Annotated in this window: 14 protein-coding genes; 10 read left to right on the top strand and 4 right to left on the bottom strand. The window is 69.6% G+C overall.

Annotation, left to right across the window (positions count from 1 at the left end; translation table 11 throughout):
• Positions 1 to 85 precede the first annotated feature (85 nt).
• Positions 86 to 859: an ABC transporter ATP-binding protein gene (locus ACZ4IF_RS14430; RefSeq protein ID WP_467562681.1), complete on the top strand. Its 774-nt coding sequence runs from the start codon at positions 86 to 88 to the stop codon at positions 857 to 859.
• Positions 859 to 3,432 (top strand): FtsX-like permease family protein, encoded by a 2,574-nt coding sequence (locus tag ACZ4IF_RS14435; protein ID WP_467562683.1) that lies wholly within the window; start codon positions 859 to 861, stop codon positions 3,430 to 3,432. The genes ACZ4IF_RS14430 and ACZ4IF_RS14435 overlap by 1 nt, the downstream gene beginning before the upstream one ends.
• Before the next feature lie 545 nt (positions 3,433 to 3,977).
• Here ACZ4IF_RS14435 and ACZ4IF_RS14440 read toward each other — a convergent pair.
• On the bottom strand, positions 3,978 to 6,233 hold the full coding sequence (locus ACZ4IF_RS14440) for an MMPL family transporter (protein WP_467562685.1): 2,256 nt from the start codon (positions 6,231 to 6,233) through the stop codon (positions 3,978 to 3,980).
• A 393-nt stretch (positions 6,234 to 6,626) separates the two neighbouring features.
• On the bottom strand, positions 6,627 to 6,986 hold the full coding sequence (locus tag ACZ4IF_RS14445; RefSeq protein ID WP_467562687.1) for a PH domain-containing protein: 360 nt from the start codon (positions 6,984 to 6,986) through the stop codon (positions 6,627 to 6,629).
• A 397-nt stretch (positions 6,987 to 7,383) separates the two neighbouring features.
• Here ACZ4IF_RS14445 and ACZ4IF_RS14450 point away from each other — a divergent pair, with 397 nt between their 5' ends.
• The 4 genes from ACZ4IF_RS14450 (at position 7,384) to ACZ4IF_RS14465 (ending at position 12,155) form a co-directional block, all read left to right on the top strand.
• A complete protein-coding gene (locus tag ACZ4IF_RS14450) occupies positions 7,384 to 8,865 on the top strand; it encodes an MFS transporter (protein WP_467562689.1) in 1,482 nt (493 codons plus the stop codon).
• A gap of 63 nt (positions 8,866 to 8,928) precedes the next feature.
• Entirely contained in the window at positions 8,929 to 9,915 is a 987-nt protein-coding gene (locus tag ACZ4IF_RS14455; protein ID WP_467562691.1) for a zinc-dependent alcohol dehydrogenase family protein, read from the top strand.
• 98 nt (positions 9,916 to 10,013) lie between these two features.
• On the top strand, positions 10,014 to 11,087 hold the full coding sequence (locus ACZ4IF_RS14460) for an aldo/keto reductase (protein ID WP_467562693.1): 1,074 nt from the start codon (positions 10,014 to 10,016) through the stop codon (positions 11,085 to 11,087).
• A gap of 510 nt (positions 11,088 to 11,597) precedes the next feature.
• The gene (locus ACZ4IF_RS14465) at positions 11,598 to 12,155 is read left to right on the top strand and encodes a GNAT family N-acetyltransferase (protein WP_467562695.1); all 558 of its coding nucleotides are present in this window, start codon (positions 11,598 to 11,600) and stop codon (positions 12,153 to 12,155) included.
• Positions 12,156 to 12,251: 96 nt separating this feature from the next.
• On the opposite strand, the gene ACZ4IF_RS14470 is transcribed toward ACZ4IF_RS14465, so the two are convergent.
• Positions 12,252 to 13,553 carry a cytochrome P450 gene (locus ACZ4IF_RS14470; RefSeq protein ID WP_467562697.1) on the bottom strand — a complete coding sequence of 434 codons (1,302 nt, stop codon included), beginning with the start codon at positions 13,551 to 13,553 and terminating at the stop codon, positions 12,252 to 12,254.
• Positions 13,554 to 14,375: 822 nt separating this feature from the next.
• Positions 14,376 to 15,884 (bottom strand): CoA-acylating methylmalonate-semialdehyde dehydrogenase, encoded by a 1,509-nt coding sequence (locus tag ACZ4IF_RS14475; protein WP_467562699.1) that lies wholly within the window; start codon positions 15,882 to 15,884, stop codon positions 14,376 to 14,378.
• 503 nt (positions 15,885 to 16,387) lie between these two features.
• On the opposite strand from ACZ4IF_RS14475, the gene ACZ4IF_RS14480 reads away from it, so the two are divergent.
• The 4 genes from ACZ4IF_RS14480 (at position 16,388) to ACZ4IF_RS14495 (ending at position 18,413) form a co-directional block, all read left to right on the top strand.
• Entirely contained in the window at positions 16,388 to 16,651 is a 264-nt protein-coding gene (locus ACZ4IF_RS14480; RefSeq protein WP_467562701.1) for a hypothetical protein, read from the top strand.
• On the top strand, positions 16,648 to 17,403 hold the full coding sequence (locus ACZ4IF_RS14485; protein ID WP_467562703.1) for an SDR family NAD(P)-dependent oxidoreductase: 756 nt from the start codon (positions 16,648 to 16,650) through the stop codon (positions 17,401 to 17,403). The genes ACZ4IF_RS14480 and ACZ4IF_RS14485 overlap by 4 nt, the downstream gene beginning before the upstream one ends.
• A 116-nt stretch (positions 17,404 to 17,519) precedes the next feature.
• Entirely contained in the window at positions 17,520 to 17,711 is a 192-nt protein-coding gene (locus ACZ4IF_RS14490; protein WP_467562705.1) for a hypothetical protein, read from the top strand.
• Positions 17,712 to 17,873: 162 nt separating this feature from the next.
• On the top strand, positions 17,874 to 18,413 hold the full coding sequence (locus ACZ4IF_RS14495) for a GNAT family N-acetyltransferase (protein WP_467562707.1): 540 nt from the start codon (positions 17,874 to 17,876) through the stop codon (positions 18,411 to 18,413).
• The last annotated feature ends 25 nt before the right edge of the window (positions 18,414 to 18,438 follow it).

The raw sequence follows: 18,438 nt of genomic DNA on the forward strand, positions 1-18,438 counted from the left end.
TATCGGTGATCCGTCCGGCATCCACTGGGAGAGCGGTCCCGCGCCGGCGCCCGACCGCCTCCCGACCGGATGAGGAGACGTCCACATGATCGGCTGGAAACGACAGCTGCACAGCGCCGCGGGTGGCACCGCCACGGCGGTTCGGCTGCACGAGGTCACCAAGCGCTACGGGAAGGGTCCACAGGCGGTCCTGGCCCTGGACCGGGTCAGCACGGACATCGCACGCGGCACCTTCACCGCGGTCATGGGACCCTCCGGGTCCGGCAAGAGCACCTTCCTGCACTGCGCGGCCGGGCTCGACCGGCCCACCAGCGGCTCGGTGCGGCTGGGTGGCACGGAACTCGCCCGGCTCAACGAGGCGCCGCTGACGCGGCTGCGCCGCAGCAGCATGGGGTTCGTCTTCCAGGCCTTCAACCTCGTGCCGTCGCTCACCGTGGAGCAGAACATCACCCTGCCGCTGCGGCTCCAGGGCCGCAGGGCCGATCGGGCGTGGTTCGGGGAGATCGTCGCCAGGGTGGGCCTGGCCGACCGTCTGCGTCATGTGCCCTCGCAACTGTCCGGCGGTCAGCAGCAGCGTGTCGCGATCGCCCGCGCCCTGGTGAACCGCCCCGAGGTGATCTTCGCCGACGAGCCGACGGGCAGCCTGGACCCCGACACCGCGAACGACATCCTCGGACTGCTGCGCCAGGCCGTCACGGACCTGCACCAGACCGTGGTGATGGTGACCCATGACCCGGTCGCCGCGGCCCACGCCGATCGGGCCGTGTTCCTCGCGAGCGGGCGCATCGCGTCCGGCATGACCTCCCCGACCGTGGAGCGCGTCACGGCCGCCATTGCCGGGCTGCGCGGGGCTGCCTGATGCTGCGCCTTGCCCTCCAGACCCTGACGGCGCGCAAGGGCGGCTTCGTGGGTACCTTCGTGGCCCTGCTCCTGGGCTCCGCCGTCCTCAGCGTGTGCGGTGTTCTCCTGGAGTCGGGGCTGCGTGCGTCCCGGCCGCCCGAGAGGTACGCGTCCGCGGACGTCGTCGTCTCCGGCCACCAGCAGGCCAGGAGTTCGGGCGGCATCCGGGGGGCGACGGCCGCTCTTCCGCAGCCGCTCGTCGAGCGCGTGCCGGTGCCGGCGGACGTCGAAGGTCGTATCACCGCGGTGGACGGTGTCGCCGCCGTAGTCGCCGACATCGGCGTGCCCGCGCAGGTGATCGGTCCGAACGGGCGCCCACTGCCCGGTGCTCACGGCGTCCCGTCCACGGGGCACAACTGGTCCGGCACCCGCATGGGCGCCTACCGGCTCGCCGAGGGCCGCGCGCCGACCGGGCATCGAGAGGTGGTGCTGGACGCAGGTCTCGCCGCGCGAGCCCGGGCGACGGTCGGCGACTCCGTGTCGCTGACGACCGGATCGTCCCCCGAACGCTTCCGCGTCGCGGGGGTGGTCGCCCTTCCAGGAAACCCGTCGCCACGCCGGTCGGTGGCCTTCTTCTCGGACGAGCTGACCCGCACCATGGCGGCGCGGGACGGTGCCGTCGACGCCCTCGGCGTCCTGGCGGATCCCGGAACCGACACGAGGAAGCTGGCCCGGGACGTCGCACGAGCGCTCGGGGAGCCGGGACTGGACGTGCGCACGGGTGACGGCCGGGGCGAGGCCGAGTTCCTCGACGTGGCCGCATCGGGCTCCACGCTGCTCCTCCTGGCGTCGGCGGTCGCCGGGAACGTCCTGCTGGTGAACGTCTTCGTCGTCGCGAGCACCATGTCGCTCGCCGTCTCACAGCGACGGCGCGAGACGGCGCTCCTGCGCGCCGTCGGGGCCACCCCGGGCCAGGTGCGTCGCATGCTGACGGTGGAAGCCCTGACGGTGTCCCTCATCGGTGGAGCGCTCGGCTGGCCACTGGGTGTGGTGGTTGCACGCGCGTTGAAGGACCGGCTGGCGGGCTACGGTCTCGTCCCGGCCGACTTCCAGCCGTCGATCGGGCCGCTGCCCGCGGCCGCCGCCGTGCTGACCGCTGTGCTCACCGCCTACACGGCCGCTCTCGTCTCGGCCCGCCGCGCGAACCGGATCAGGCCGACCGAGGCACTCGGCGAGGCCGCCGACGAACGCACCGCACCCGGCCGGGGACGCCTGATCACCGGAATCCTCCTCGCGCTGGCGGTGGCCGGCATGTTCGCCACGGGCCTGACGCAGGACGGTGACATCGCCGTCCTGACAGGGCTCGCCAATACCCTCGTGCTCGTGACCGTGATCGCCGTGGCCGTTCTGGGCCCGCTGCTGTCACGGCCGGCGATGCGCGTGCTGGGACCCCTGCTGCGTACGTCGCGGGTCACCGGATACCTGGCCGCGGCCAACCACACCGCACACCCCCGCCGCCTCGCCGCCGCGGTCACTCCGCTGATCCTCGCCGTGTCCTTCGCCGCGACCGTGGTCTTCGCCCAGACCACGCTTCAGCGTGCTTCCGAGGACCAGATGCACCAGGGCCTCAGGGCCGACCACGTCCTTTCGGCGGCGGGGGGCCTGGCTCCGGGCGTCGCCGCGGAGGTCCGCGGCCTGAAGGAGGTGCGGGAGGCAACCGGCGTGGTCACATCCACCGTCATCGGCATGGCCGGCACCGACGGGGCCGGCCACGAACAACTGGTGTCCCTCAGCGCTCAGGGCGTGGAACCCCGGCGTCTGGACGACGTCATGGATCTGAAGCCCTCCCGAGGCAGCCTGGCGCGTCTCGGGGCGGACACCGTGGCACTCAGCTCCGGCGCGGCGTCCCGACTGGGGCGCGGGCCCGGCGACACCGTACGTCTGCGCCTGGGGGACGGAACTCCGGTCACCGCGACCGTCGTGGCCGTCTACGAACGGGGCCTGGGATTCGCGGACGTCACCTTCGAGCACCGCATGCTGCTCGCGCACACGACCTCACGTCTGGACACATCCGTCCTCGTCCGCACGGCGCCGGGGGCGGTGGGCACCGACGCGGCGCTGAAGGAGCTGGCCCGGCGCCATCCCGGGGCGGTGCTGCAGGGCCGGGCAACCAGCGGACCGCACCGACAGCAAGAGGCCAACGCCTGGGTCAACTACCTGCTGGCCGGCCTGATCCTGGCGTACGCCGGGGTGACGGTCGCAACCACGCAGGCGATGAACACCACCGCCCGGCGCAGGGAGTTCGCTCTGCTCCGGCTGGCGGGCACGACGCCGGCCCAGGTGATGCGGATGATGCGCTGGGAGAGCCTGGCGGTGGTCATCGCCGGAGTGGGCGGCGGCCTGCTGGCCTCGGCGCCGGCCCTCGTCCTGGTGTCCTTGGCCGTGACCGGAAGTCCCTGGCCGACTGTTCCGCCCCTCGTCTTCCTGGCGTTCGCGGGGGCCGCGGCGGCGCTCGCGGCGCTGGCAGCACTGGTTCCGGCACGGGTCGTGCTGCGCACCCGTCCGGTCGAGGCGATCGGCGACAGGCAGTAACACTCAGCGGCCACGGTTCGGCGGCGGACAAGCTCCCCACCGAACCGTGGCCGACGCATGCGGTCAGGCGCGAGCGGACATCCGCCGCATTCGGTCAAGCGCAAGCGGACATCCGCCGCGAGATCCCGTCACCTGCCCCCAGGCCCATGCAACAGGCGCACGTGAAGGCCTGTCGGAAGCGATTCCGCACGCCTCACCGACCGGAATCCCCACACCCTCCACCGGATCCGGCGAGCTGCTGCCACGACGACGTCCGTCGTTCCACCGCGACACGGCCGCAAGACGAGTTGTCCTGCGCGAGGTTGCCGGTTCGTCGTGGACACCGAGAGCGGCCTCTACGGCGCAGTGGCTTCGGGCCGCATCTCACCCCTGCCGACCGCGCACCCCGCTGAGGTCGGTCGTGCACCGGAAAGAAGGCGCAGGACAGCGGGATCCAGGCCCGGCCAAGGGGGAAAGAGCCGTGCGCGGCAGCCACCTCGAACGGTGGAGCCCGGCTCCCTCGGTGAGGGAGCCGGGCTCGGTCGCGAGGTGCCGAACGGCTCATGTCACCTGCGGACGGACTCGTCGTATCGGCCTTGTCCCGGAAGGCAGTTCACCACCGTGGGACCGGCGCTCTCGCTTGCCCCGTGCAGCTTGCGGCCCTCGACATCGACATCGGGCAGAACCCTGCGCAGCCACGCCGGCAGCCACCAGGCCGCCTCTCCGAGCAGCGCCAGCACAGCGGGCACGATCGCCATACGAACGACGAAGGCGTCCAGGAGTACGGCGACCGCGAGTCCCAGACCGATCATCTTGACCGAATCCTCGCCTGCCGCGATGAAACTGCCGAAGACCACCGTCATGATCACCGCGGCCGCGGTCACCACGCGCCCGCCGTGGTGGAATCCGGCGACGATCGCCTCGCGTGCTGTCTGCCCCGCCGCATGAGCCTCGCGCATCCGTGTCACCAGGAAGACCTCGTAGTCCATGGCGAGACCGAAGACGATGCCCACCATGAAGATCGGCATGGTGCTCGCGATGGGCCCGGTCTGCTCCACACCCAGGGCGTCGGACAGCCAGCCCCACTGGAAGACGGCGACGACCGTGCCGAGTGCGGCCCCGATGGACAGGAGGAATCCGAGGGCTGCCTTGAGCGGGACGAGTACGGACCGGAACACCAACATCAACAGCAGGAACGCCAGGCCGACCGTGATGCCCAGGTAGGGCAGCAGGGCCCCGTTGATCTTCGTGGAGAAGTCGACCTTCATGCCCGTCTGTCCCGTGACGAGGACCGGGGCGCCCGTGGCGTCGCTCAACTCCGTTCCCACGTCGCGGATCCGGTGGACCAGGCTCTCGGTCATGGCGCTGCCCGGCTTGGTGCTCGGCACGACCGTGATCACCGCAGTGTCGTGGGCCGGGTTGAAGGTGGCCCTGCCCACTGTGGCCACACCGTCCAGGTCCCGCACCGTGGACCTGACCTGCCGTGCGGCTGCGTCGGCATGACGGCCGCGGTGGGCGTCGACGACCACCGTCAGAGGGCCGTTGACCCCGGGTCCGAATCCTTCGGAGATCAGGTCGTAGGCCTTGCGCTGCGTGCTGGCGACCGGCATGGCACCCTCGTCGGGCAGGCCGAGCTTGAGGGAAGCGGCCGGTACGGCGAGCGCGCCGAGTCCGATGACCGATACGACCAGCACCGCTACCGGCCGCCGCAGCACGAACCTCGCCCAGCGAGCACCGACGGTCGACCGGCCACCCGACTGCTTCGCCGGTGCCCGGTGGCCCGACTGCTGCGCCAGGACCCGGCGGCCCCGCCGGCCGACTATCCGCTTGCCCGCGATCGCCAGCAGTGCCGGGAGCAGGGTGAGCGCGACGATCACGGCGAGGGCGACCGTACCGGCCGCCGCCAGACCCATCTTGGTGAGAACCGGGATACCGACCACGGACAGGGCCGCCAGGGCGATCACCACGGTGAGGCCGGCGAACACGACCGCGGAGCCGGCTGTTCCCGTGGCACGGCCGGCGGCCTCCTGCCGGTCCCGCCCTTCGGCCAGTTCGGCCCGGTAACGAGTGACGATGAACAGCGCGTAGTCGATGCCGACCGCCAGGCCCAGCATCATCGCCAGGGTGGAGGTGGTATCGCCGAGATCGAGGGTGTGGGCGAGCGCACTGATCGTGGAGACGCCGATCCCCACGCCCAGCAGCGCGGTGAGCAAGGGCAGACCGGCAGCCACCAGCGACCCGAAGGTGAGGACCAGGACGACGGCGGCGATCGCGATACCCATGATCTCCGCCCCCGAGTCCTCCTCGTCCTGCTGCACGGCGCTGCCTCCCACCTCGACGGTCAGCCCGTCGGTACGGGCTTTTTGCACCGTGCTCAGCAGCGCTTCCTTGGCCGTCTCGCTCAGAGCGGCGGCGCCGACCCTGTAGGTGACCGGCGCATAGGCGGTGGACCGGTCCTCACTCACGGTTCCGGCTCGGAACGGGTCGGCGACACCCGCCACTTGAGGGGAACTCCGCTTCACCGCGGCGAGGGTCTTCTCGATGGCTGCCCGGCTGCTTGGTTCGGTGACCTTGTGGCCGCCCGGCGCCTTGAAGACCACGCGGGCCGTCGCGCTGTCGGCTCTGGCATCGGGAAAGCGCTCCTTGAGCAGATCGACGGCCCGCTGGGCCTCTGTCCCGGGCATGGAGACCGAGCTCGGGGTGGGGGGCGTCGCCGCGGACGCCCCGAGGCCGCCCAGGACGAGAAGGGCGATCCAGGCCACGACCACGCCGTACCGGTGCCGGAAGGCGAATCTGCCCACTCTGTAGAGAAATGTAGCCACGCGGCTGTGCTCCGCTCGCAGTCGATGTGCTCAGGAAGGGGAAGTGCCCGCTGGTCAGGGCACTCGTTCAGTCTTGGGCGACTGGTCACCCGGTCCTTCCGCACTCACGACGAACTTCGCGCTCAGCCTTGGGAATGAGCTGCCTTCGAGGTCATCCACGAGGCCGACACGATCCCCGGCAGTCGCAGGTCAGCGACAAACGCCCACGCTCCACCGACAGCGGTGCGAGGACTGCGCAGGGGACGCGGGACCGAACTCCTGAAACGGTGGTCGGCAGGGCGTGGCGCGGGTGTGCGTGCCTGACTGCCTGCAGATGGACGCGACCACACAACTCGGGTCGGCCAGGCAGAAGTTGCCAGCTTGGAGTCAGGCGGGCCGTCCGCTTCGCCGGCCTCACAGGATCGGGCCGTGCCCGTCGGCCTCACCGGTCGCGCTGAGGCCCGTGTGCTCACGGATGACGCCCTCCACGGCGTCGGGATCGTCCGGGGTGATGAACGGACGCACGCCCCAGCCGATGTCGAGGATGAGTCCAATGCTCTTTTCCGGCCTGTGCGGATCCAGGCTCGCCCAGTACAGCGGGTTCGCTGTCCCCCAGATGCGCCCCCTTCCTGTGAAGGCGCTCATCGCGACGCGCCGGACCGAGCGGATTCTCGGGTAGGGGATGTACTTCGTCCCCCAGGGGAAGTAGTAGCCGCGGATCCGAAGGGCCTCGGCCGTGCATTCGATCCAGCGATCCTGGTACGTACGAGGCATGATCTTCTCCGGTTGCAGAACGTGATGGGCCGGTGCGAGTGAGCCGCATGCTCCGCGGAAGCCCGTGTCTCAAGTAGGCCGTGGCCGATGCGTGGCGTCATGACACTGCAGTTCGTGGCTTGACACCTGCACGGCCGCGACCCTCGCTTCGGGAGACTGCCGCGCGATCGCACGTCAGCGGCCCGCTCGCCGCTCCACAGCACCTGGATCGCCGAACTGGCATCACCGGCTGACGCCAATCACGGTGAACAGCAGCGAGTCCAGGCGACCAGGGCTGGATCCGCAGGCGACCACGGGCGCGCCAGCAACCATGCGGCAGGCGCCTCATGCATCCGCATTTAATGCTCACGCATTAGATGCACTTGCATTTCATTTACGAGCATGTCAGCGTATCGACATGAGCCCAACCGTGCCATCGCCTTTGCCGACGTCCCCGCTCAGCTGGAACACGCGGCAGTGGGGAATCCTGCTCACCGTTTCGATCGTCGGGTTCCTCGACCCGCTGGACGTGAACATGGTGGGTGTCGCCCTGCCCTCGATCCAGGCCGACGTCGGCCTGTCCACAAGCGCCCTGCAGTGGATCGTCAGCGGCTACGTCCTCGGCTACGGCGGCTTTCTGCTGCTGGGCGGACGCGCCGCCGACATCCTCGGCCGCCGCCGCGTCTTCCTGGTGGCGGTCGCCGTCTTCAGTCTGACCTCGCTCGTCGGCGGCCTGGTCGACGACGGGACCCTTCTGATCGTCACTCGTTTCCTGAAGGGCGTGTCGGCGGCGTTCACGCTTCCCGCGGCACTGTCGATCATCACGACCACGTTCGCCGAGGGGCCGGCCCGCAACAAGGCGATCGGGATCTTCACGCTCATGGGTGCCAGCGGCTTCTCAAGCGGCCTGGTGCTGTCGGGTGCACTGACCGAGCTCGGCTGGCGCTGGACATTCCTGGTGCCGGTCCCCGTGGCACTGGTCGCCCTGGCAGCGGCCGTCCGCATCCTGCCGAAGGACGGCCCGCGCGCAGTCGGCGGCTACGACCTGCCCGGCGCACTCACCCTGGTCGGCGGAATGCTGCTGCTCGTCTACACCGTGGTCGAAGTGCCGCAGAAGGGCTGGGTCGCGGCGAGCACGCTGGTGCAGTTCGGGCTCGCTGCCGCACTGCTGGCCGTGTTCGTCGTGGTCGAGCTCCGTGGCGCCCATCCGCTGATCCGTCTGGGCATCCTGCGCTCAAGCTCCCTGGTGCGCGCCAACGTGGGCCTGTCGGTGTTCTTCGGCGCCTACGTGGGCTTCCAGTTCGTGGCGACGCTGTACTTCCAGCAGGTGCTGCAGTGGTCGGCGCTGCAGACCGCGCTCGGCTTCCTTCCTGCCGCCGCCATCGTCACCGTCGCGTCGCCGCGCATCCCCTACCTGATCGCACGATTCGGCACCTCGCGCACCATCGTCGCCGGCGTCAGCACGCACGTGGCCGCCTACGCGCTCTTCCTGGCCATCGCCCGGGACAACCCCTACGTCATGGGTGTGCTACCCACCATGCTCCTGCTCAGCATCGGCATGACACTGGCGTTCGCACCCTTCCAGATCGAGGGCACCTCGGGAATCCCTGACCACGAACAAGGCCTGGCCGGCGGCCTGCTGAACTCCTCCATGCAGGTCGGCGGCGCGGTCGGCCTCGCCGTCGTCACCGCGGTCCTGACCTCAGGAGGCGAAGGCAGGAGCGGGCCCGACGCCCTGCTCGCCGGTTTCACCCCCGCCATGATCACCGTCACCGTGCTCGCGGCCATCGGCCTGCTCACCGCTCTGTCCGGCGCACTGGGACGCCGCCCGGCGCCCGTGCAGACGGACGGAAACACCGACCAACTGAAGCTCGACAAGGTCACTGACGTCACCGGGTGACGGGCCGATCGCTGGGCCTGAACTGCCACATCCGACCCTGATTCGAAAGGCAAGACCATTCTCATGAGCAAGATCGTCCGTCTTCACGCCGCCGGTGGGCCCGAGGTCCTGACACTGGAGGACGTCGAGGTCCGCGAACCCGGACCGGGCGAGGTCCGCATCCGCACCCGGGCTCTCGGGGTGAACCGCGCGGATGCCATGCTCCGCAGCGGCCACCTCGCGGAGTTCCCCGCCGGTATCGGCTGGGAGGCCTCTGGTGAGGTCGACACCATCGGCCCTGATGTCGACGGGTTCACCGTCGGCGATGCCGTCAGCCTCATCCCCTCCTTCAGGCCCACCGATTACCCCATTCACGGCGAGCTGGCCGTCGCACCGGCCACCGCGGTGGTCAAGCACCCCGGCACACTGTCCTGGGAGCAGGCCGCGGCCCTGTGGGGGCAATACCTGACCGCCTACGGCGCCCTCATTGAGACCGCGGGCCTGAAGACCGGGGAAACGGTGCTCATCCCGGCCGCCTCCAGCAGTGTCGGCCTGGCAGCGATCCAGATCGCCCGGAGTGTGGGGGCCCGGCCGCTGGCATTGACCCGCAGCAGCGCCAAGCGCCGACGGCTCCTGGACGAAGGCGCCGAGGCAGTGGTCGTCACGGGCGAGGAGAACGTGGTCACCCGCCTGGAAGAGCTCACCGGCGGCCAGGGCGCGCGCGTCATCTTCGACCCCGTGGGAGGGCCTGCTCTGGCGGACTTGATCCGTGCCGCCACGCCCGGCGGGACCGTGATCCTCTACGGTGCGCTGAGCAGCGAGGTCACGGCGCTGCCCGTGCTGCAGACGATCGGCCGGAGCCTGACCATCCGTGGATACAAGGTCTTCGACATCACCACCGACGTCGAACGCCGCAAGGTCGCCGTCGACTGGATCGTCGACGGTGTCGCCCGCAAGGTCCTGCGGCCGGTCATCGACAGCGTCTACCCGCTGGAGGACATCGTCGAGGCCCACCGTCGTCTCGAGTCAGGATCCCAGGTCGGCAAGATCGTCGTGACCGTCCCCCGCTGACCCGACACACCTCACGGGCACCAAGAACCGCGTCCACACCTGCACAACGCGAGTGCCTCGCCTTACTCGTTCTACTCGCCTTAGGGAGATGTCCACCCATGCGATACACCACCTTCGGGCGCAACAACGGCCTGCGCGTGTCCGAGTACGGCCTCGGCACCGCCAATTTCGGCACCGGCTGGAGCGCTGGTGGCGGCTGGGGCCCCGGCGCCGAGCCCGCCGAGGCCCACAAGATCTTCGACCGGTTCGCCGAAGCCGGCGGCACGCTCATCGACACCGCCGAGAACTACCAGGCCGGCGAATCCGAGCAGCTGCTCGGCGAGTTCCTGGGCACCGACCGGGACCACTTCGTGCTGGCGGGCAAATACGGCATGAACGGCGTCGGACCGCAGACCGTCTCCAACACCGGCAACAGCCGCCGGTACATGATCCAGGCCCTTGAGACCAGCCTGCGTCGCCTGAACACCGATCATCTGGACATGTACTGGGTGCACGCTCCTGACGGACTGACCCCGATGGAGGAGATCCTGCGCGGCCTGGTCGACCTGGTCACCGCCGGAAAGATCCGCTATTTCGGACTGTCGAACTTCCCGGCCTGGCGGGTGTCACGCGCCGCCGCCGTCGCCGAGCTGCGCGGCTGGCCCCCGGTCACCGGTATCCAGGTCGAGTACAGCCTGGTCGACCGCACCGCCGAGCGGGAGCTGCTGCCCATGGCACAGGCGCTCGGCCTGGGCGCGACGCTGTGGAGCCCGCTCGGCGGCGGTCTGCTGACCGGCAAGTACCGCCAGGGCGCCACCGGTCGAATCAGCGACCTCAAGGCCGTCGGGTTCTTCGAGGACACCGAGCGGAAGACCGCCATCGTCGACGCCGTCCTCGAGGTCGCGGACGAGCTCGGCGTGCCGGCCTCCCATGTCGCCATCGCCTGGATGCGCGAGCAGGGAGCGCGCGCGGCCACGGCATACGTGCCGATCGTCGGGCCGCGCAGCGTCGCGCAGCTCGACGACTACATGGGCGCACTGGACGTGACGCTGTCCTCGGCGCAGTTCGCCCGGCTCGACGAGGTGAGCGCCATCAGGCTCGGGACCCCGCACGAACTGAACGCGTGGAGCGTGGGCCCCATCCGCGGCGGTGACGCAAGCGTGATCGACGAGCCCGCGATCCCGGTAGCGTGACGTCAGGCGGCGGACCAGCTTCGAGGACATGGAGTGGCCCGGTCGCGCACTGCGCGGAGTACGACGGCCTACTCACACACGTTCCGCGACGGCGGACGCCGATCACGGCCGCCATGCTCGTTGTGCCTCACCTGGCACCACCTTTCAGTGGCATGGTCGGCTCTCTATGTCCTCGACCATGCCGATAGCGAAGGGGAACGACTCCGGGAACTCCCGCCGCGCGGGATGCCCCTCCGCTTCGGCCAAGCCTGCCAGTACCTGCAAGAGTCGTTCGCGTTGGCCTGAGGGCAGTTGCAGCAGCACCCCGCCCACGCTCTCCGTCGTCTTCGCCGTGGAGCCGGGATCTACTTCCTCGTCCCCACAGTTCGCCAACCACCGAACGGCGTCGACGAGTAGGCCGGTGAGTGTCAGGCCGATGACAACGCCCATACACAGCGGCGGAATGTCGTGCTCCGCCTGCCCCGGCGTGCCTCTCGGCCTCGCGTGCACCGCAACGTGCTGCAATGAGGCATGGCATCGTCCTGGACTGGTAGACGGGTACGCCTGCGCGCCATCGAACCCGACGACTGGACAGCGTTCGCGCGCTTCGCCGGCGAGGACGGGCGGCGAGGGCGCCGGCTGGATCTACCGCGGTCCGCCGAGAGTTACCGCGCCTGGGCGAAGGAGCAAGCCGTGGCCAAGTGCGATGACGACCGCTTCCGGTTGGCCGTCGAATCGACGGACACGGGGGAGCTGGTCGGCACGATCGGCTCCCATCGCACCGGCGCTCGATCGGGCTGGTTCGAGTTCGATGTCACGATCGGCGCCGACCACCGGCGCAAGGGCTACGCGACAGAAGCCCTCGTGCTGCTGCTGCGCTTCATGTTCGCCGAGCGGCGCTATCACAAATGCCTGGCAGTGATCCTCGCCCACAACGAGGCATCGTTGGCCCTTACTCGTCGGCTCGGCTTCACCGAGGAGGGGCGCTTGCGGGAACACGTGTTCTTCGCCGGCCGGCACCACGACCTCGTCATGATGGGCATGCTCACCGACGAGTTCGACCAGAGACACGCGATCAGCGGACCATGAGCTGGTCGTCCGAGCTTGTGCGGAACGGCACTTGAACTTGATCGGTGTTCGCTGTTCGCGGGTGGCGGAGACCCGTCACGGACGGCTGGGCTGCCCTCAGCTGCGCACGGTGGCACGCAGGCGCAAGCCGGCAGTTGTGAGACCTTCGAAGGTGGTGACCTGGAAGCTGGGGTCCGGCCCGGGCGGCTCGCTCAAGCGGTAGCGGCGGGCGGTCTGCGCGGTCAGGAGTGTCAGCATCGCCATGGCCAGAGCTACACCCTCGCACCCATGCGGCCCGGTACCGAAGGAGAGGAAGGCCCCGGGTTTCGCCGGCGAACCCGAGTCGTCGAGCCAGCGCTCGGGCTGGAACCGGTCCGGCTCGGAATGCTCCCGTGCGTCGCGGTGGGCGGTGTAGGGGCAGACGAGAACGGTGGAACCGGCGTCGATGGTGTAGCCGGCGAGCTCGGTCTCTTGCGCGGCGCGCCGGGTCAGCAGCCAGCTCGGGGGGTGCAGTCGGAGCACCTCGCGTACCAGTGCCTGGGTGTACTGGAGGCTTTCGAGGTGGGCGTTGGTCGTCGCGGCCGGGTCCGCGGGCAGCGAGGCAGCCTCGGCCGAGACGCGGTCCGCCGCCTGGGGGTGCCGGGCCAGGTAGAGCAGGATCCATCCGGCTGCCCGGGAAGGTGTCTCGAAGGTGGCGACGGTGATTCCCGGCAGAACGTCGAGGACGGCCTCATCCGACAGGAGGCCATAACGGGAGGTGGGCCGGAGCATCTGTCCCAGCAGGTCGTCACCGAGCCGCCCCGATGAGCGGCGCCGGCGGACGATGGGCCGCAAAGCGTTCGTGAAGGCGACTTGCTGCCGTGTGCGGAACCGCCGTGCCGGTGTGGGGATCCAGCGCGGCAATATCCAGCGCGAGGGGCGTACGAGCACTTCCCGGGCCAGGAAAAGCCGTGAGGCGAAGGGCAGCAGGGTGGGAGCGTCTTCGGAGAAGAGGTAGTGCACGCCGATCTCCGCCAGGGCTTGCCTGACCAGGGGCAGAATCTCGACGTCCTCACCCGTGGGCCAGTGGTCGGCGAATCGAGCGGCACTGGGCGCGATCTCACCGATCCGGGCGGCAACCGCATGCGCCCGCAGCCCACGCATGCGGGCGGCGTGAGCGTGGGCACGCTCCTCGCGCGTCGGTGCTCCGCTCGACCGCTTCAGCGGCGGGAACAGAGGCGAGGGTGCCTTGGGGAACTCCTCCGCGTTGCGCAGGACCTCTTCACACGGCCCGGCCGCCGCGGCTACGTAGACACCCGGCTCCAGCTGCCAGACGTCACCGCACTCGTCAGCGCCACGGCGCGCCACGGCCAGCCGGTCGCGGCTCCAAGCCGCGAAGCCGCCTTCGGGCAACCGCGGCGGCTCGTTCGTTCGGCCCATGAGATCGTCCCTGGCTCTCGTACCTGTCCAGGCCGATGTCGTCGGCAGTGAGGCTGGGAGTCGGCGGGCGCCCGAGGGCTCCCGCCGGCAGCGTGGTCAGGCCGAGTCGGCGCCGGCGTACGCGTCCCATTCGTGCTCGCCGTACGCACCGTAGTGGCGGGTGAAGGACAGTTTTCCGAGCAGCTTGGCGATCATGATGTACTCCTCTCGCCTGTTTGAGATCTCCCCGCTGAGGGTTCGCTGACGAAGCTCCCATCAGCATTAAATGCCACGCATTCCATGGTGCCACATCTGTCAATTCGACCTACTCGGACTCTCCGTCACGCGCATGGATATAAGGCGCGTACTTTCGGGCCCACCGCCCGCGGTGAAGATGTCGCCGCTGCGCCGGAGAACGTGAAGACGCACGGGCCTGACGGCATGAGGCACCGGCCGCTCCACGCGCAGTCACCGTGAAGATTCGAACCCTTAGTTCAATGCCGAACGTTCAAATTTCGACCATGCACGGCCGGGATTTTGCGGCGAAATTACACATAGCTCATTCGGTGAGGCACAGGCTGTCTTTGCGCGATATTTACTCATCGGTTGGCCGCAAAGAATTGGTCAAGGATGTGTCAACGTCCGCCGCCCTCAGGCTCTACGTTTCTCCGTGACCAGTCGGCGACGCTCAACCAGTCACCTTTCGCCCTTCCTCGGAGAAGGAGATATTCGTGGAACGTCGCGACGCCGCCGGAGCGTGGCCCGCCTGCCGCCTCGGGTGGGAACAACCGCGACCGCGTCGGCGCCGTAGTGGGCGTCGGCGCGGTCGCGTGTACGAGGCGGTCAGCGGGACGCGGGGAAGCCCAGGTCCGGCCCCGCCGCCACTTCGGCGGGGTCCGGCCAGCGGCTCGTGACGACCTTGCCGCGTGTGTAGAAGTGGACGGCTTCGCTGCCGTACATGCGGTGGTCACCGAAGGCCGAGTCCTTCCAGCCACCGAAGGAGTGGTAGCCCACCGGCACCGGCATCGGCACGTTCACGCCGACCATGCCCGTCTCGACCTCCAGCTGGAACCGGCGGGCCGCGCCGCCGTCGCGGGTGAAGATCGAGCCGGCATTGCCGAACGGAGAGCCGTTGATGATGCGCATCGCCTCCTCGTAGGTCCCCGCACGGACCACACACAGAACGGGGCCGAAGATCTCGTTCCGGTAGGCGTCCGAGTCGGTGCTGACCTTGTCGAGGAGAGAGACACCCATCCAGTGCCCGTTCTCGAAGCCCTCGACGGTGAAGTCCCTGCCGTCGAGCACGACGTCGGCCCCTTGGACTGCGGCGCGCGCGACGTAGCTCGCGACTTCGTCCCGGTGCGCCTTGGTGACGAGCGGACCCATCTCGGACGCCGGGTCGTCGCCCGGTCCGATCGTGACCTTCGTGGCCCGCTCGGCGATCCGGGACACCAGCGCGTCGCCCGCCGAGCCGACTGCGACGACCACGGAGACGGCCATGCAGCGCTGCCCCGCGGAGCCGTAGGCGGCGGTCACGGCGGCCTCCGCGGCCGCGTCCAGGTCGGCGTCGGGCAGAACCAGCATGTGGTTCTTCGCTCCACCGAGGGCCTGGACGCGCTTGCCGCCGGCGGATGCCCTGCTGTACACGTGGCGGGCGACCGGCGTGGAGCCCACGAACGACACGGCCGCCACGTCCGGGTGGTCGAGGAGCGCGTTCACCGCGACCTCGTCGCCGTGCACGATGTTGAGCACGCCATCGGGCACGCCGGCCTCGGCCGCGAGTTCCGCGAGCAGCATGGACGCGGACGGGGCCTTGCTGCTCGGCTTGTGGACGAAGGTGTTCCCGCAGGCGATCGCCATGGGGAACATCCACATGCTGATCATCGCGGGGAAGTTGAACGGCGAAATTCCGACGATCACCCCCAGCGGCTGGCGGATCGTCGCCACGTCGACGTGGCTCGACACCTCCGTGGAGGTGTCGCCCTTGAGCGCCATGCCGAGCCCACAGGCCAGTTCGACGATCTCCAGGCCCCGGGCCACCTCACCGAGGGCGTCCGCGTGCACCTTGCCCTGCTCAGCGGTGATCAGCGCGGCGAGATCGTCGCGACGCGCGTTCAGCAGCTCTCGGTAGCGGAAGAGGATCGCTGTCCGCTGCGCGAGCGGGGACGTACGCCATGTGGCATAAGCCTCCTTCGCCGCGCCGACCGCGGCGTCGACCTCGTCGGCGCCGGCCATCGCGACCCGTGTGGTGACCTCTCCGGTCGCGGGGTCGGTCACGGGGCCCCAGACACCGGGGTCGCTCGAAGCGTCCCCGAAGGGCTTGCCGCCGATCCAGTGGGTGACGGTCTTCATGGGTGGAACTCCTTCGAAGGTGACGGCGGCGCCGAGGTTCCTGTCGTTCACCTCACGGGCCTTGACTGCAGCAGCCGGACGGACCGCGGTCCAGGCCACGGAAACGCCCCCACACGCCCGGAAGAGCGGGACTGCCGACATCGAAGCTACGTCCCTGATCTGCGCGTTCAGGCACTTCGGAACCTGGCGGCCCGAAGTGCCGTCCTTGGGTCCCACACTGTGGTGGGGCGGATCACTGACATGCCGAGCGCCGCGCTCGCCTTGAGATCGATCCCGCCGCTGCCGGTTCGCTCGGACACGGAGCGCGACCCGACAGTCCCGACGTTCAGGCGCCGTGACGGGCACGAGCTTCGCTGCCGCGGACGTTCATACGAGCCGACCGACAGGACGGAGACCGCCCCGGCTCCTGATGATCCTGGTCGTCGGATCAGCCTCGCGGCCCTCGCGTCCGCGGAGGCGTCCAGGTCCAGCACCTAAAATGCATTTGTGTGGGGATTTACCGGGTGAATCCATCCGCCCTCATCAGCCGCTGGCCGCCGCTTCGCCTTCCCACCCCACTCCTCGCGAGGACCCTGACCGGCTTCATCAACGCCCTGGCGGCGATGCGATCAGTTTGGGACGGCAGAAGCTCGGCGGATCTGCTGCGGGCGACCGTCGACACCCTGCTCCACGGGGCGGCCGCCCCACATCGCACCGGCATCGACGACGAACGACTCGGAGCGCTCATTCCGGCGGACCGTGACGACGACGAGGAGGTGAGCCCATGACCGGGGCAGACGGCAGGGTGGCTCTGGTGACAGGGGCCAGCAGCGGAATCGGCGCGGCCACCGCACACGTTCTGGCCGAGCGAGGTATGCGGGTGGTGGTCAACTACCTCAGCAGCAGCAAGGCAGCCCAGGAGGTCGTGGCCGACATCCAGGCCGCCGGCGGTCAGGCCATGGCCGTACAGGCCGACGTACGCGAAGTATCGGCCGTCGACAGCATGGTCGAGCAGGTGCGGGCGTCGTGGGACGGCGTCGACGTGCTCGTGCACAACGCGCTCATCCCGTATGCCGTCAAGTCGTTCAAGGACATGACGTGGGACGAACTGGGCGGCAAAATCGAAGCCGAGATGCACGCGGCGTTCGCGCTCACCAAAGCCGTCCTGCCCGACATGACCGCACAGAGCTGGGGACGCATCATCTATCTCGGCACCGGCCTCAGCCGCCGGCCCCGCGCGGGCATGATCGCACTCGGGACGGCCAAGGCCGCACTGGAACAGTTCGCCCGGTACCTCGCCCAGGAACTGGGCCCACAGGGCATCACAGTCAACGTCGTGGCGCCCGGACCGGTCGAGTCCCGCATCGCCAAGGACGTGCTCGACGACGAGACGAAGCAGCGACAGGTGGCGGCCACCCCACTGGGCCGCCTGGCCCATCCCGCCGACGTCGCCCAAGCGGTCGCCTTCTACGCCGGCGAGGACAACTCCTTCATGACCGGCACCACCGCCGCGGTCAACGGCGGAATGGCCATGTACTGACGCCTCGCCGTCCCCGGCGCACGCCGAACCGTCCCCGTCCGGCCGACAGCCTGACCGCATCCGGCACACCGTCACCCTGAGCATCATGCGCCGCGGCACCTGTGACCGCCATGGGCATGCAGACGTTTCTCGGTGGACACACCCCGGACGAAATCCGGGCGCACTACGAGGCGTTCATCGCACCCCACTTCACCGCCGACGGCCAGGTCGACCTCGCGATCGGTGACGCCGCGATCCACGCGGTGGCAGCCGAACTCGGCGTCCCCGCCACCGTCACCGCGGCCGAGTTCTACCGCACCGCAGGCTGAAATGTGCCCCGGGCAGTCGGCGCACGTCCAGCGCGAACACGTCCAGTCGGTCGTCATCGCCCGCAGCACGCGGGAGCCGATGGTCAACCGCCTCAGCCGTACGCGCTGCGGGCCGAAGAGCCCTGACGGCACGGTGGTCTGACCACCTGTTAGCGTGCATGGATGGAAGATCTGGGACCCGTGGCCTGGCCGCCGGAGCCGATCAGGACCGCGAGGCTCGTGCTCCGTGAGCCCGAGGCCCGGGACCGTGCGGCGTTCATCGAACTGCTCGCCTCGCCGGAGGTGCACACCTACCTCGGCGGCCCCCGACCGCGTGACGAGCTCGAGCACGAGACGCCTGAGGTGCCCGAGCGGTGGCCCGGGAGCTTCGTCGTCGATCTCGACGGGTCGATGATCGGCCAGATCCTGCTGAGGAGAGCAACCGGGCACCGTCGCCCGGCTGCCGCGGGGAAGGCCGACCTCGGCTACCTGTTCCTGCCGCGGGCGTGGGGACGCGGGTACGCCGCCGAGGCGTGCACGGCGGCGCTCGACTGGCTCACCGGTGCGCTCCCTGGCGAACCGGTGGTGCTCACGACCCAGACGGCCAACGCCGGCTCGATGCGCCTCGCGGCGAAGCTGGGGTTCACCGAGGTGGAGCGGTTCGAGGCCTGGGGCGCCGAACAGTGGCTCGGTATGTGGTCGCGGGTCACGCCGTCCGGTTGACTTCGCGACGGAGCTGTCGGGGCTC

This window comes from Streptomyces sp. NPDC025784, from assembly GCF_055558435.1.